The sequence below is a fragment of the Streptomyces stoeckheimensis genome (assembly GCF_045822005.1).
Lineage (GTDB): Bacteria > Actinomycetota > Actinomycetes > Streptomycetales > Streptomycetaceae > Streptomyces > Streptomyces stoeckheimensis.
The window spans coordinates 6,491,892-6,505,556 of record NZ_CP169550.1; the positions used below are offsets into that span (position 1 = coordinate 6,491,892).

Annotated in this window: 13 protein-coding genes and 1 riboswitch; of the genes, 5 read left to right on the forward strand and 8 right to left on the reverse strand. The window is 72.1% G+C overall.

Annotation, left to right across the window (positions count from 1 at the left end; genetic code table 11):
- Nucleotides 1-45: 45 nt before the first annotated feature.
- Nucleotides 46-1,959: an anthranilate synthase family protein gene (locus tag ACE1OC_RS29390; RefSeq protein ID WP_407839544.1), complete on the reverse strand. Its 1,914-nt coding sequence runs from the start codon at nucleotides 1,957-1,959 to the stop codon at nucleotides 46-48.
- Nucleotides 1,960-2,262: 303 nt separating this feature from the next.
- Between ACE1OC_RS29390 and ACE1OC_RS29395 the strand changes: the two genes are divergently transcribed.
- Nucleotides 2,263-3,627, forward strand: a complete 1,365-nt coding sequence (locus ACE1OC_RS29395; protein ID WP_407839545.1) for a class II 3-deoxy-7-phosphoheptulonate synthase — start codon at nucleotides 2,263-2,265, stop codon at nucleotides 3,625-3,627.
- Between the two features lie 163 nt (nucleotides 3,628-3,790).
- On the forward strand, nucleotides 3,791-4,069 hold the full coding sequence (locus tag ACE1OC_RS29400) for a (2Fe-2S)-binding protein (RefSeq protein WP_407841714.1): 279 nt from the start codon (nucleotides 3,791-3,793) through the stop codon (nucleotides 4,067-4,069).
- A gap of 2 nt (nucleotides 4,070-4,071) precedes the next feature.
- Here ACE1OC_RS29400 and bfr read toward each other — a convergent pair whose 3' ends face one another.
- A complete protein-coding gene (gene bfr / locus ACE1OC_RS29405; protein ID WP_112446344.1) occupies nucleotides 4,072-4,548 on the reverse strand; it encodes a bacterioferritin in 477 nt (158 codons plus the stop codon).
- Nucleotides 4,549-4,721: 173 nt separating this feature from the next.
- Here bfr and ACE1OC_RS29410 point away from each other — a divergent pair, with 173 nt between their 5' ends.
- The gene (locus ACE1OC_RS29410) at nucleotides 4,722-5,354 is read left to right on the forward strand and encodes a sulfite oxidase-like oxidoreductase (protein ID WP_407839546.1); all 633 of its coding nucleotides are present in this window, start codon (nucleotides 4,722-4,724) and stop codon (nucleotides 5,352-5,354) included.
- 17 nt (nucleotides 5,355-5,371) lie between these two features.
- Here ACE1OC_RS29410 and ACE1OC_RS29415 read toward each other — a convergent pair whose 3' ends face one another.
- The 6 genes from ACE1OC_RS29415 to thiO form a co-directional block, all read right to left on the reverse strand.
- Nucleotides 5,372-5,905, reverse strand: a complete 534-nt coding sequence (locus ACE1OC_RS29415) for a DUF4396 domain-containing protein (RefSeq protein WP_407839547.1) — start codon at nucleotides 5,903-5,905, stop codon at nucleotides 5,372-5,374.
- A gap of 105 nt (nucleotides 5,906-6,010) precedes the next feature.
- Nucleotides 6,011-6,886, reverse strand: a complete 876-nt coding sequence (locus tag ACE1OC_RS29420; RefSeq protein WP_407839548.1) for a deoxyribonuclease IV — start codon at nucleotides 6,884-6,886, stop codon at nucleotides 6,011-6,013.
- Between the two features lie 9 nt (nucleotides 6,887-6,895).
- On the reverse strand, nucleotides 6,896-8,848 hold the full coding sequence (gene pknB / locus ACE1OC_RS29425) for a Stk1 family PASTA domain-containing Ser/Thr kinase (protein WP_407839549.1): 1,953 nt from the start codon (nucleotides 8,846-8,848) through the stop codon (nucleotides 6,896-6,898).
- A gap of 151 nt (nucleotides 8,849-8,999) precedes the next feature.
- Entirely contained in the window at nucleotides 9,000-9,794 is a 795-nt protein-coding gene (locus ACE1OC_RS29430; protein ID WP_407839550.1) for a thiazole synthase, read from the reverse strand.
- Between the two features lie 4 nt (nucleotides 9,795-9,798).
- Nucleotides 9,799-9,999 carry a sulfur carrier protein ThiS gene (gene thiS / locus ACE1OC_RS29435; RefSeq protein ID WP_243330100.1) on the reverse strand — a complete coding sequence of 67 codons (201 nt, stop codon included), beginning with the start codon at nucleotides 9,997-9,999 and terminating at the stop codon, nucleotides 9,799-9,801.
- Complete coding sequence (gene thiO, locus ACE1OC_RS29440; RefSeq protein ID WP_407839551.1) at nucleotides 9,996-11,225, reverse strand: glycine oxidase ThiO; 1,230 nt, start codon at nucleotides 11,223-11,225, stop codon at nucleotides 9,996-9,998. Before thiO ends, thiS begins: the two co-directional genes overlap by 4 nt.
- A riboswitch (TPP riboswitch) is annotated at nucleotides 11,223-11,335 on the reverse strand. Its footprint overlaps the gene before it by 3 nt.
- Before the next feature lie 149 nt (nucleotides 11,336-11,484).
- On the opposite strand from thiO, the gene ACE1OC_RS29445 reads away from it, so the two are divergent.
- Together ACE1OC_RS29445 and ACE1OC_RS29450 are read left to right on the forward strand one after the other, a co-directional pair.
- Entirely contained in the window at nucleotides 11,485-12,729 is a 1,245-nt protein-coding gene (locus ACE1OC_RS29445; protein WP_407839552.1) for an NAD(P)/FAD-dependent oxidoreductase, read from the forward strand.
- Nucleotides 12,730-13,253: 524 nt separating this feature from the next.
- Nucleotides 13,254-13,619, forward strand: coding sequence for an Rv2175c family DNA-binding protein (locus tag ACE1OC_RS29450; RefSeq protein WP_243330105.1), 366 nt, complete (start codon nucleotides 13,254-13,256; stop codon nucleotides 13,617-13,619).
- Nucleotides 13,620-13,665: the final 46 nt, after the last annotated feature.

Here is a 13,665-nt window from a genome sequence, read left to right on the forward strand (position 1 = left end):
CGGGGAACGGTGGAAGGGCGGGTAGGGGACTGCTCCGCGCAGCGGCTAGGCCCGGGCGGGCGCCCGGACTCCGGCGATCACGTCGCGGACCAGCTCCGCGCCGCGCAGGGTGAGGACCGACTCCGGGTGGAACTGGACGCCCGCGAAGCCGCCCGTGAGGGACCGCAGTGCATGGACCTCGCCGGTGTCGGGGTCGCGGGAGACCTCGATTCCGCGCAGGGCCAGGGACCGCTCCCGCTCCGCGGAGCAGTGCGCCGCGTACGTGTTGTAGAAGCCGACGACCTCCTGCGCCCCGAACAGCGGGATCCGCGTCTGCGCCCCCTGCGCCGGCTCCGCCTTGCGGACCAGCGGGAGCCCCAGCTCGGCGGCGAGCAGCTGGTGGCTGAGGCAGACCCCGAGCAGGCCGCCCCGGTGCGAGGCCAGGAGCTCCGCCGTCAGCTCGCGCATCGTGCGGATCTTCGGGTCGCCGAAGTCCGCCGGGTCGCCCGGGCCGGGGCCGAGCACGATCGGCCCGTCCCAGGTCAGGGCGGCCGCACGCAGCCCCGGGTCGTCGTAGCGGCGTACGGTCACCTCCAGCCCGGCCACCCGCAGCACGTGCCGCAGCATCGAGGTGAAGGTGTCCTCCCCGTCCACCACCAGCGCGTGGCCCGTCACCTGCGAGGGCCGCTCCTGCATCCGCAGCCAGAACGGCGCCAGGTCCTCGCGGCGAGCCGCCAGGGCCGCCTGCACCCGGGGGTCGTCGGCCAGCCGCGGCCCGGCCCCGCCGTCGGCCGTGGGCCGTACCGCCGCCGGGCGGACGCCCAGCGCAGCCAGCACCCCGGCCGCCTTCGCGTGCGTCTCCGCCACCTCGCCCGCCGGGTCGGAGTGCCGTACGAGGGTGGCCCCGACGGGCACCCGCAGCGCGCCGTCCGGCGCGATGTCCGCCGTCCGGATGAGGATGGGGGAGTCGAGGGTCTGGGCGCCCGAGGCGTCGAGGCCCAGCAGGGCCAGCGCGCCCGCGTAGTAGCCGCGCCCGCCCGTCTCGTACCGCTCGATGACCCGGCAGGCGTTCTGCACCGGCGATCCGGTCACCGTCGCCGCGAACATCGTCTCCTTCAGCACCTCGCGCACGTCCAGCGAGGACCGGCCGCGCAGCTCGTACTCGGTGTGCGCGAGGTGCGCCATCTCCTTGAGCCGGGGGCCGACGACCACCCCGCCCATGTCCCCGACGGTGCACATCATCTTGAGCTCCTCGTCCACCACCATGGACAGCTCCTCGGTCTCCTTGCGGTCCCCGAGGAAGGCGAGGAGGGAGTCGGCCGTCGGCCCCCCGGCCGGATAGCGGTACGTACCGCTGATCGGGTTCATCACGACCGTGCCCCCGGACATCCGCACGTGCACCTCGGGGCTGGCCCCGACGAGGGTGCGGTCCCCGGTGTGGACCACGTACGTCCAGTACGCGCCCCGCTCGCCCTCCAGCAGCCGCCGGAACAGTGCGAGGGCGTCGGCGCGGCCGAAGCCCTCGATCCGGCCCCCGTAGGTGCGCCGGATGACGAAGTTCGCGCCCTCGCCCCGGCCGATCTCGTCCTCGATGACCCGCCGGACGGTGTCCGCGTACTCCTCGTCGGGGACGTCGAAGCCGCCGCCGTCGACGCGCACCTCGTGGGCCGGGAGCGCGGCCAGCGCCTCGGCGAGCGGGATCTCGTAGGCCTCCTCGGCGACCAGGACGCTCAGCGGCGTGCCGTCGTCTCGCACGTCGAAGCCGCGCTCCCGCATCTGGCGGAAGGGAACGAGGGCCAGGGCGGGCCGCTCGCCGACGGGCAGGTTGGCCAGGTGCTCGGCCTCGTGGACCGGGCCGATCAGCACCTCGACGGTGTCGTGGTCGCGGCCGGGCGTGCGGCGGCGCAGCAGCGCGAACGGCGGGCAGGTGTCGTCGAGCAGCCGGCTCAGGTGAGGGTGCGGGTGAGGGTTCGGGTGCATGGAGTGGGCGTCCTATCCGGTTTCGGAGGGTGGGACGGCCCGGTGTTCCAAAGACTGTGTCGACTCACAGAATGCGGAAGGCCGCCCCTCGGGGCGGCCTTCGTTTCGCTCGTGTCTTCAGGTACGCGCGAGAAGTGGGCCGCCGGGAGCGGGCCACCACCAGTTCTGGTTCGAGTGCGCGTACATGCTCCGCACCCTAGCCCACTCGTCCGGCCGGGGCGGGTAAACGGGTGAGTAACAGAGCGAGAGACATCCGTCTCACGTAGTGGTCCTCGACCGGGAGGTGCGGTGTGACGCCGTAATGTGTGTGGGGTGACCGTGAACGCTGAAACCCAAGCCCCCGCCTCCAAGGCGACCTGGCGGGACCTTCCCGCGGCGCAGCAGCCTTCGTACCCCGATGCCGAGGCCCTGCGCGCTGTCGTCGCGGACCTCGAGTCGTATCCTCCCCTCGTTTTCGCGGGCGAATGCGACCAGCTGCGCGCCCGCCTGGGAGCCGTCGCCAAGGGCGAGGCGTTCCTGCTGCAGGGTGGCGACTGCGCCGAGGCCTTCGATGCCGTCTCCGCCGACCACATCCGCGCCAAGCTGAAGACGCTGCTCCAGATGAGCGCCGTCCTGACGTACGCGGCCTCCGTGCCCGTCGTCAAGGTCGGCCGCATCGCGGGCCAGTACTCCAAGCCGCGCTCCAAGGACACCGAGACCCGCGACGGCATCACCCTGCCGACCTACCGCGGCGACTCCGTGAACGGCTTCGCCTTCAACGAGGCGTCCCGCGTCCCGGACCCCGAGCGCCTCAAGCGCATGTACCACGCGTCGGCCTCCACGCTGAACCTGGTGCGCGCCTTCACCACCGGCGGTTACGCCGACCTGCGCCAGGTGCACGCCTGGAACCAGGACTTCGTGAAGAACTCCCCCTCCGGGCAGCGCTACGAGCAGCTCGCGCGGGAGATCGACAACGCGCTGAACTTCATGAAGGCCTGTGGCACCGACCCGGCCGAGTTCAAGGCCGTCGAGTTCTACTCCTCCCACGAGGCGCTGCTCCTCGACTACGAGGGCGCCCTCACCCGTACGGACTCCCGCACCGGCCGGCTGTACGACACCTCCGGCCACATGGTCTGGATCGGTGAGCGCACCCGCCAGCTGGACCACGCGCACATCGAGTTCTGCTCGCAGATCGCCAACCCGATCGGCATCAAGCTCGGCCCCACCACCACGGTGGACGAGGCGCTCACCTACATCGACCGCCTCGACCCCGAGCGCGAGCCGGGCCGCCTGACCTTCGTCGTCCGCATGGGCGCCGACAAGGTCCGCGACAAGCTCCCCGAGCTCGTCGAGAAGGTCACCGCCTCCGGCGCGACCGTCGCCTGGGTCACCGACCCGATGCACGGCAACACCTTCGAGGCGGCCTCCGGCCACAAGACGCGCCGTTTCGACGACGTGCTCGACGAGGTCAAGGGCTTCTTCGAGGTCCACAAGGGCCTCGGCACCCACCCGGGCGGCATCCACGTCGAGCTCACCGGTGACGACGTCACCGAGTGCGTGGGCGGCGGCGACGAGATCTTCGTCGACGACCTGCACCAGCGCTACGAGACGGCCTGCGACCCGCGCCTCAACCGCAGCCAGTCCCTGGACCTGGCCTTCCTCGTCGCCGAGATGTACCGCGACCAGTAGGACGGCAGCTCGCTGTGAGCACCTCATGACGATGGGGCGCGGATCGAATGTGATCCGCGCCCCATCGTCGTTCCCGGCTCTTTTAGGGAACCCTAAGTTTGGGTATGGTTAGGTAAGCCTCACCGAATAGGGGATGGCTGGCCGAACCATTCCTTCCTGGGAGGTGAACCGCGTGTACGTCTGCTCTTGTTTCGGGATCACCGACAAGCAGGTCAAGGACCACGCGGAGGCCGGAGCCTGCACGCCCCGCCAGATCGCCTCGGCCACGAAGGCCGGCACCGACTGCGGTTCCTGCGTGCGGACCATCCAGGGTCTCCTCGGCCGCGGGGCCTGCCCGCGCCGTGAACTGCTGGAGAAGGGCGACGCCGCCGCCGTGCTCACGGCCGACCCGCTGGTGGCGGCACTGGTACCGGCTGGTACAGAGCTCGCCGAAGCCGCGTAGGGCTAGCTCGGCTGCTCGATGAGCTGCGCGATGTAGAGCGCCTCGCCGATGGACTCGATGAGCTCCAGCTGGGTGTCGAGGTAGTCGATGTGGTGCTCCTCGTCCTCCAGGATCTCCTCGAAGAGCCGCGCCGAGGTGACGTCACCCTTGCCGCGCATGACCTCGATGCCGCGCTTCAGGCGGTCGATCGCCTCGACCTCGACCTGCCGGTCGGCCTGGAACATCTCCGTCAGCGTCTGGCCCACGCGGACGTGGAAGAGGCGCTGGTAGTTCGGCAGACCATCGAGCATCAGGATGCGCTCGGTGATCTTGTCCGCGTGCTTCATCTCATCGATGGACTCTTCGCGCGTGTACTTGGCGAGCTTCGTCCAACCCTTGTTGTCCTGGATCCGGTAGTGGAGCCAGTACTGGTTGATGGCCGTAAGTTCGCCGGTCAGCTGCTCGTTGAGAAACTCGAGGACCTCGGGGTCGCCCTGCATCGCAGAGGCTCCTTCCAAGCAATGTCAGCAATGTGACGGGGCAGGTGCGCGCATCCTTGCACCGCCACAGGAGGCCGTCCAGTAAGTGCCTCCTTAGTGGGAGTTGCCGTGACTTGCCCGAATCCGGGCGAAGCTGGTCATGACCACCCCGCCAAGTCTGTCACCATGGAGACATGGGTCAGCCGGAAAGCCGGGAATCTCCGGGATCAGAACAACTGGAGCTTCCCCCGGGGCAGAGGTTGCAGCGAGGCTGGCCGGTCACCCACTACGGACCGGTACCCAAGTTCAAGCCCGAGCGCTGGGAGTTCCGCGTCTTCGGCGCGACGGCCGACGGTGAGAAGCACTGCTGGAACCACGAGGAGTTCGCGGCCCTGCCGTTCGACTCCGTCGAGGCGGACCTGCACTGCGTGACGAAGTTCAGCATGACCGGTGCCGAATGGGGCGGCGTGCTCGCCCGCAGGATCCTCGGCCTCGCTCCGCCGTCCCCGCAGGTCACGCACGTGATGGTGTGGGCCGAGTACGGCTTCAGCTCCAACATGCGCCTCGCGGACTTCGCCTCCGAGCGGACCGTCTTCGCCACCCACCAGGGCGGCGAACTGCTCACAGCCGAGCACGGTTTCCCGCTCCGGCTGGTCGTGCCCCACCTCTACGCGTGGAAGGGCCCCAAGTGGGTCCGCGGCATCGAGTACATGACCGCCGACCGCCGCGGCTTCTGGGAGGAGCGCGGCTATCACAACATCGGCGACCCCTGGCGCGAGCAGCGCTACTCGTACCAGGAGGAGCCGGGGGACGGCCCCGAGCTGTAGCTCGTCGGTTCGGTGGCTCAATGGTGGTACTGGTGGACCACCGCGTGACCCTTTCCGCGGCCGATCATCCACTTGTTGACCGGCGTCGTGACGACGAAGGCCACCGCGAACGCGATCGCGAGCGCGGTCCAGAACAGTGCGTCCGACAGCATCGCGTCCATGGCTCCGGGCCAGAGCAGGATCACCCCGTTGTCGATCACTTCCATGACGGCGATGGAAAGGGTGTCCGCCGCCAACGCCACCCGAATGGCCGTACGGAAATCCAGGCCGGCGGCGCGGACCCCGCGCAGGGTGAGCGCGTAGCCGAAGAAGAACGCGAGGACGATCGCGAGGGCCATCGTCGGGGCGTTCCCCCAGCCCAGCGCCGTTCCGATGACCATGCCGAGCACCTCGCCGATGGCGCACCCGGTGAGGCAGTGGAGCGTGGCCTGCGCGGCGGCGGCCCAGGTGACCTTGCCGCCGGAGGTGGTGTGGTGGTGGCCGTGGTGCTCAGGCCCCGAGTGGCCTTGGTGCTGGTGTTGTCCGTGGTGCTGCTCGTGCGCGTGTTCCATGACAACCCCCTGGCGAGGAACGCCGGATAGCGGCTCTGTCGGTCGATATGACAGAACCGTATACCCCCCTGGGGTATTCCTCAACGGGGTCGAGGGATCAAAGGATCAGCCGAGCTCGCGCAGCTCCTTCAGCAGCGCCACGTCCGCCGCGTGCCCTTCCTTGCCGCCGGGCGTCTCGATGATCAGCGGTACGCCCTCCATCGCCGGGTGCGTGAACAGCTCGGCGAAGGCGTCGCGCCCGATGTGCCCCTGACCGATCTGCGCGTGCCGGTCCTTGTGGGCGCCCACACCCTCCTTGGAGTCGTTGGCGTGCACCAGCTTCAGCCGGTCCTCGCCCACCGTGTCCACCAGCAGGTCCAGCGTCTGCTTCGTCCCGCCCGGCTCCGCCAGATCGTGCCCGGCCGCGAAGATGTGGCAGGTGTCGAGGCAGATCCCCAGCATCGGATGCCGGTCGAGGGCGTCGAAGTACGGGCCGAACTCCTCGGCGGTCGAGCACAGCGAGGAACCCTGACCGGCCGTGGACTCCAGCAGCAGGAAGGGGTCGTCGTCATGCGTCAGCTCGTCCAGCAGCGGCAGCATGTGCTCCCTGACCTGCGCGTACGCCGCCTCGCGCGGCCGGCCCCCGGTCGCCGAGCCGGTGTGCACGACCACCCCGAGCGCACCGATCGCGCGGGCCCGGCGCAGCGAGTGCCGCAGCGATTCCACGGACTTCTCGACGGTGGCCTCGGTGTGCGAGCCGAAGTTGATCAGGTACGGCGCGTGGACGTAGGCCGGGATCCCCTCGGTCGCGCAGGCCTCGCGGAACAGCTCGTCCTGGGCGGGATTGCCGACCGGGGTGGCCCAGCCGCGCGGATTGGCGACGAAGACCTGGACGGCCTCGGCACCCATCTCGCGGGCGTACGACAGCCCGACCGAGGCCAGCCCGCCCGCGACGGGCACGTGCCCGCCGACTGGATTGCGGCCCGTTGAATTGTTGTTCATGGCGTGCTGTTACAGCCCCTTGGTCCTGATGGTGATGGTGCTGCCCTCGGCGGCGTTCTGGCCCGCGGGGACCGACTGGGAATCGACGGTGTTGCTGAAGGAGAGGAAGGGCTTGTCGACCTTGACCTTGAAGCCCAGCCCCTCCAGGGTCTTGCGGGCCGCGTCGGCCTCCTGGCCGGTGACGTCCGGGACCGGGATCTGGCGGGGCCCCTTGGACACGGTGAGGGTGACGGTGTCACCCGCGGCGGCCTGGCTGCCGGCGCCGATCGACTGGTTGGCGACCGTACCGGCGGGGGAGGGGGAGTTGACCTCCTCCGGGGCCGTCTCCACCTTCAGGCCGAGGCCCTCCAAGGTGGAACGGGCCTGGTCGAGGGAGGTCCCCGTGACGCGCGGGACCGGCACCGGGCGGCCCTTGCTGACCACCATCGTGACCAGGGTGTCGAGGGACCGCTTCTGGCCGCCCGTCGGGTCCGTGCTGATGACCGAGCCCTGCGCGACGTCCTGGCTGAAGGCTTGCGTGACGGCCCCCGGCGTCAGGCCGACCGAGGTCAGCTCGGCCTTCGCGGCCTCCAGGGGCTTGCCCTTGAGGTCGGGTACGACGACGACCTCGGGTCCGCGCGAGATGGTGAGCGTCACCGCGCCGTTGCCGCGGATGCGCTTGCCGCCGGCGGGGTCGGTGTTCATCACGGTCCCCTTGTCGAAGGCGGCGCTGAACTTCCGGTCGACCCGCTTCACTCCGAGTCCGGCCGCCGACAGCTGGGACTTGGCCTCCGCCTCGGTCTTGCCGAGCAGGTTGGGGACCTTCGTGAACTGGCCGGAGCTGATGTACCAGACCCCCGTGCCGAGGCCGAGGAAGAGCAGGACGCCGAGTACGACGAGCAGTACGCCGGGCCGCCGGATCCGGGAGGCGGCCGGCGCGGGCGCCGGGGGCAGGGGCGGAGCCGCGAGCCGGGAGGTGTGGGACACCGGCTCGGCGTGCGAAGCGTGTGTGGTGTGCGCGGCATGCGAGGCGTGCGAGGCCTGCGTGGTCACCGGGCGGGGGATCACGCTGGTGCGGTCCTCGGCGGCGGTCCGCTCCGAGGCCCGGGCCTGCGGAGGTACGGCGTCCAGCTCGGAGTCGGAGAGCTGGGCACGGGCCCCTATGGCCAGCCCGAGGAGAGCGGCCGCGTCGTAGGGACGCAGATCGGGGTGGCGCGCGGTGGCCTGGGCGACGAGCTCGTCGAGCGCGACGGGCAGCCCGGGGACGGCGGCCGACGGCGGCGGGACGTCCTCGTTGAGGTGCTGGTAGAGCACCTGGGCCGGGTTGGTGCCGGTGTGCGGCTTGGAGCCGGTGAGCATCTCGTAGAACACGACGCCGCAGGCGTAGACGTCCACGCGGGTGTCCGTGACGCCGTTCTCGATCTGCTCGGGGGCGAGGTAGGAGACGGTGCCGAGGACGGACCCGGTGGTGTTCGTGACGGAGTCCACGGACCGGACCAGCCCGAAGTCGGCCACCTTGACCCGGCCGTCGTCGCCGATCAGCACGTTTTCGGGCTTCATGTCCCGGTGTACGAAGCCGGCGCGGTGCGCGGCGCCGAGGGCGGCGAGCACCGGTTCGAGGATGTCGAGGGCCGCACGGGGCTGGAGCGCGCCGCGCTCGCGGAGCACGTCGCGCAGGGTGCAGCCGGACACGTACTCCATGGCGAGGTACGTGTACGGGCCGTGCGTCCCCTGGTCGAAGACGGCCACGACGTTGGGGTGCGCCAGGCGGGCCACGGACTTCGCCTCCCGGATGAACCGGTCGACGAAGCCGGGGTCGGCGGCGAGGGCCGGGTGCATCACCTTCAGCGCGAGGACCCGGTCCAGCCGGGTGTCGACGGCCCGGTAGACCGTGGCCATGCCGCCGGCCGCGATACGGGCGTCCACGCGGTAGCGGCCGTCGAGCGTCTGCCCGACGAGGGGGTCATCCAGGGTCGTGTCCACCCGGAGATTCTACGAGGGCCGGTCGAGCTCCCGTCCCGGGCGGCGGGGGGTTGCAGCCCAGCTGTGACGTGGGCGGTACGAGGGCCCCGCACGGGCGCGGCCCCGTACGCCGCCAAGCCCCGCACGCGCGGGAACCCGTATCGCCGCCCGCTCAGAACGCCGGGCGTTCCGGGTCCAGGGTGGCTCGGCCTTCTGCGGGGGAGGAGGCTTCTGCGAAGCGGCGTTGGGGGATGCGGCCCGCTCGGTGGGCCAGGCGGCCCGCCGTGACCGCGTCGCGCATGGCCGCGGCCATCAGGACGGGGAGCTGCGCCCGGGTCACCGCCGAGGCCAGCATGACCGCCGCGCAGCCCAGTTCCATGGCCAGGGCCACGTCCGAGGCCGTTCCGGCGCCCGCGTCGAGGATGACCGGGACCCCGGCCCGCTCGGTGATCAGCTCGAAGTTGTGCGGGTTGCGGATGCCCATGCCGGAGCCGATGGGGGAGCCGAGCGGCATGATCGCCGCGCAGCCCACGTCCTCCAGTTTGCGGGCGAGGACGGGGTCGTCGTTCGTGTACGGGAGGACCGTGAAGCCCTCGTCGACCAGGGTTTCGGCCGCGTCGAGCAGTTCGACGCCGTCCGGGAGGAGGGTGCGTTCGTCCGCGACGACCTCCAGTTTGATCCAGTCCGTGCCGAGGGCCTCCCGGGCGAGGCGCGCCGTCAGGACGGCTTCGCCCGCCGTGAAGCAGCCCGCGGTGTTGGGGAGGACCGCGATGCCGAGGCGGTTCAGGACGGACAGGACCGAGCCCTGCACCGTCGGGTCGAGGCGCCGCATCGCGACCGTGGTGAGTTCCGTGCCGGACGCGACCAGCGCCCGTTCCAGGATGTCCAGGCTCGGCGCCCCGCCGGTGCCCATGATCAGGCGGGAGGAGAAGGTCCGGCCGGCGAGGGTGAAGAGGTCGTCCGCCATGTGCTCAGCCTCCCTGGACTGCGGTGAGGACTTCGACGCGGTCGCCGTCGGTCACGGAGGTGTACGGCCACTGGCCGCGCGGCACCACGGTCTCGTTGAGGGCGGCCGCGACCCCCTTGGTGGCTTCGGTGAGGGTGGCGACCACCGTGGCGAGCATGGTCCCGTCCGCGATCTCGCGCGGCTCGCCGTTGACGGAAATGGTCATGCGAACGACTCCTGTCGCGTGAGGGTGGACGTGGGGGTGGGGGTGGGGGTGGGGGTGGCCGCGAGGGCGAAGCGGCGTGGGGTGAAGGGGCGGGCGATTTCCGGCAGTTCGCCGGTGGTCAGCAGGTCCGCCATCACGTCCCCCGTGAGAGGGGTGAGCAGGACGCCGTTGCGGTAGTGGCCGGTGGCCAGGTGCAGGCCGGGGAGTTCGGTCGGGCCGAGGAGGGGGGCGTTGTCCGGCGATCCGGGCCGCAGCCCGGCCCGGGTCTCCACCAGGGGGAGTTCGGTGATCCCGGGCACCAGTTCGTGGGCGTCGCGCAGGAGTTCGTAGACCCCGCCCGCGGTGACGGTGGTGTCCCAGCCGAGTTCCTCGCTGGTGGCGCCGACGACGAGTTCGCCGTTCTCGCGGGGGACCAGGTAGACGTGGCTGCCGCGCACGACGGCCCGTACGGTGCGGGACAGGAACGGGGCGTACGAGGGGGGCACCGCGAGGCGCAGCACCTGACCCTTCACCGGCCGTACGGGTGCCACGGCCTCGGGCGGTACGCCGTCCAGCCGGCCGCTGAGCGAGCCCGCCGCCAGCACCACCTGGTCGGCGCGCAGCTCCGTGGCGTCGGCGTCGTCGAGGACGGCGCCGCAGGCACGGTCGGCGGCGGTCAGCAGGCGCGCCGCCCCGGCGCGGTGCAGGGCGACCCCGGCCCGTTCGCAGGCGGCCAGCAGGGCGGCCGCGAGGCGGCGGGGATCGACCTGGTGGTCGCCGTCCACGCGCAGGCCGCCGCGTACGCCCGGAGCCAGCATCGGTTCCAGGCGGCGGCACTCGCGGCCGGTCAGCCAGTCGGACTCCAGGCCGCAGCGGCGCTGGAGGGCGTGCAGTTCGCGCAGGTGCAGCCGGTCGTCGGCGTCGAGGGCGACGGCGAGGGTGCCGCAGGCGCGGTAGCCGATGTCCATGCCGCCGCTGGCTTCGGCGAGCTCGGCGGCGAACTCGGGGTAGCGGGCCGCGGAGGCGAGGTTGAGCCCGAGCAGGGTCTCCTCGCCGTAGTGCAGCTCGGTGACGGCGGCCAGCATGCCGGCCGCGACCTGGGCGGCGCCGCCGCCGGGGGCCGGATCGGCCAGCGCGGTGCGCAGCCCGCGCCGGGCCGCCCGCCAGGCGGTGACCAGGCCGATGATGCCGCCCCCGATGACGAGGACGTCGTAGCCGGGACTCCGGCCGTTCCTGAATGAATGCATGGGCGTCCAGCCCCTCCCTTCGCCGGCATGACCCGGATCAGGTTCGTACGGTCGGAGGCCGGCCAGCCTCCCTCTCAGCCCGGTGCGCCCGGACTCCCGCGATAGGTTCGGTGCCAGAGTAACGCCGAGGCCGACGGCCGGTAAGGCTGCCTCCCCGGCGGCGGTGTCGGCCCGGCCGGCAGCCCGGCTTCCGCCCGGATCCCGGGAGGGTCGCCATCCGCTATTCCTGACGGACCGTCAGTTGATTAGGCTGGGCCGCGTGAGCGAGCAGACGCAACAGCAGACGCAGCAGGCGGAAGACACTCGGCGCGGCGTGGTGATCGTCGGCGCCGGGATGGCCGGGGTCCAGACCGCGGTCGCCCTCCGGGAACAGGGCTGGACCGGCCCCGTCATCCTGCTGGGGGCCGAACCCCACCAGCCCTACGACCGGCCCCCGCTGTCCAAGGCGGTGCTCCTCGGCAAGGCGGAGGACTCGGCCTTCGACGTCGACTTCGAGGAGCTCGGCATCGAGCTCCGGCTGGGGGTCGAGGTCACCGGGCTGCGGCCCGCCGACCGCGAGGTGGACACCGAGGCCGGACCGGTCCCGTACGAGGTCCTCGTGCTGGCGACCGGCGCCCTCCCGCTGACCCTGCCCGGCGCGGACGGCGTCCCCGGGGTGCACCTGCTGCGCACCCTGGACGACGCGGCCCGGCTGCGGCCCGTCCTGGCAGCCGGCTCGGCGGTGGTCGTGGTCGGGGCCGGCTGGATCGGCGCGGAATTCGCCACGGCCGCCCGCGAGGCGGGCTGCGCCGTGACGGTGGTCGAGGCGGCCGACCGGGTGCTGGCGGGCGCGCTGCCCGCGGAGGTGGCCGAGCCGATGGGGCGGTGGTATGCCGAGGCGGGCGCCGAGCTGCTGACCGGCGCGCGGGTGGCTTCCGTGGAGCCGGGCCGGGTCCTGCTCGCCGACGGGCGGGCGCTGCCGGCCGGGGCGGTGGTGGTGGGCATCGGCGCCCGGCCGGCCACCGGATGGCTGGCCGGGTCCGGCGTGGAGCTCGGCCCGGACGGAGCGGTCACCGCCGACGAGCGGCTGCGGACCTCGGTGCCCGAGGTGTACGCCGTGGGGGACTGCGCCTCGTTCCCGTCGGGCCGCTACGGGTCCCGGCTGCTGGTGCACCACTGGGACAACGCGCTCCAGGGGCCGCGGGTGGTGGCGGCGGACATCGTGGCCGGGGGCTCCGGGGAGCAGGTCTACGACCCGGTCCCGTACTTCTGGTCGGAGCAGTTCGGCCGCTTCGTGCAGTACGCGGGCCATCACGGGGACGCGGACGCGATGCTGTGGCGCGGTGACCCGGGGGCGGACACCTGGTCGGTGTGCTGGCTGCGGGAGGGGCGGCTGGTCGCGGTCCTCGCGGTGGGTCGCCCGCGGGACCTGGCCCAGGGGCGCCGGCTCATCGAGTCGGGGACCCCCGTGGACCCGGCGAAGGTCGCGGACCCGGGGACCGCGCTGAAGTCGACGGCCGCCTGACCCGGCGGGGGCGCGGGCCGGGGACGGGGCCGGCCTGCCCCGGGCGCCGTCCGGCTCGGGCCCGCGCCCGGGCCGGTTCCGGGCCGCCTGAGCCGGGCCCCCGCGGGTGGAAGTCCCCTACCCGCCCTTCGCCCGTTCCCCGGGCTGCGCCCGGACCCGTTCCGGGCTGAGCCCCGTTCCCCGGGCTGCGCCCGGACCCGTTCCGGGCTGAGCCCCGTTCCCCGGGCTGCGCCCGGACCCGTTCCGGGCTGAGCCCCGTTCCCCGGGCTGCGCCCGGACCCGTTCCGGGCTGCGCCCTGGCCCCCGGGCTGCGCCCGGACCCCTTCCGGGGTTGTGTCCGGGCCCCCGGGCCCAGGACTCCGGACGGGGGTCTCGGGTCGGGGGCGGCCCGGGCCGCGGGGGGCTGGTTCCGGGGGCTCGGGGCCCGCTCGGACCCGTCTTCGGCCCCGTTCGGCGGGGCCCGCGCGCCCCGGACGGGGTCGCTCGGGTACCGGCGGGCAGTCCGAGATGGCAGGCTTGTGCTCGTGACCGAGATTGACGCAAAGATCGATGCCCTTGTTCCCGCCTGGCTGTACCTCCCCGACATCGCGGAGATGCTCGACATCGAAGTGACCAAGGTTCGCCAGCTGGTCAAGGAGGGTCAGCTGCTCGCGGTGCGCCGCGGCGAGAACCGCTCCCTCCAGGTCCCCGCCGCCTTCATCGACGGAGACAAGATCGTCAAGGGCCTGGTCGGTCTGCTGACCGTGCTCCGTGACGACCGCTTCACCGACGCGGAGATCCTGGAGTGGCTCTTCACCGCCGACGAGACCCTGCCCGGCACCCCCGTGCAGGCGCTGAGCGAGAATCGCGGCACGGAGGTGAAGCGCCGCGCTCAGGCGCTCGCCATCTGAGCCTGACTCCGCACCAAGAAGCAAGAGCAAGAAGCAAGAGCAAGCA

Coding starts and splice junctions, on each gene's coding strand:
- ACE1OC_RS29390 (WP_407839544.1), bottom strand. CDS start 1,959: ATGCACCCGAACCCTCACCCGCACCCTCACCTGAGCCGGCTGCTCGAC.
- bfr (WP_112446344.1), bottom strand. CDS start 4,548: ATGCAGGGCGACCCCGAGGTCCTCGAGTTTCTCAACGAGCAGCTGACC.
- ACE1OC_RS29410 (WP_407839546.1), top strand. CDS start 4,722: ATGGGTCAGCCGGAAAGCCGGGAATCTCCGGGATCAGAACAACTGGAG.
- ACE1OC_RS29415 (WP_407839547.1), bottom strand. CDS start 5,905: ATGGAACACGCGCACGAGCAGCACCACGGACAACACCAGCACCAAGGC.
- ACE1OC_RS29420 (WP_407839548.1), bottom strand. CDS start 6,886: ATGAACAACAATTCAACGGGCCGCAATCCAGTCGGCGGGCACGTGCCC.
- ACE1OC_RS29430 (WP_407839550.1), bottom strand. CDS start 9,794: ATGGCGGACGACCTCTTCACCCTCGCCGGCCGGACCTTCTCCTCCCGC.
- thiS (WP_243330100.1), bottom strand. CDS start 9,999: ATGACCATTTCCGTCAACGGCGAGCCGCGCGAGATCGCGGACGGGACC.
- thiO (WP_407839551.1), bottom strand. CDS start 11,225: ATGCATTCATTCAGGAACGGCCGGAGTCCCGGCTACGACGTCCTCGTC.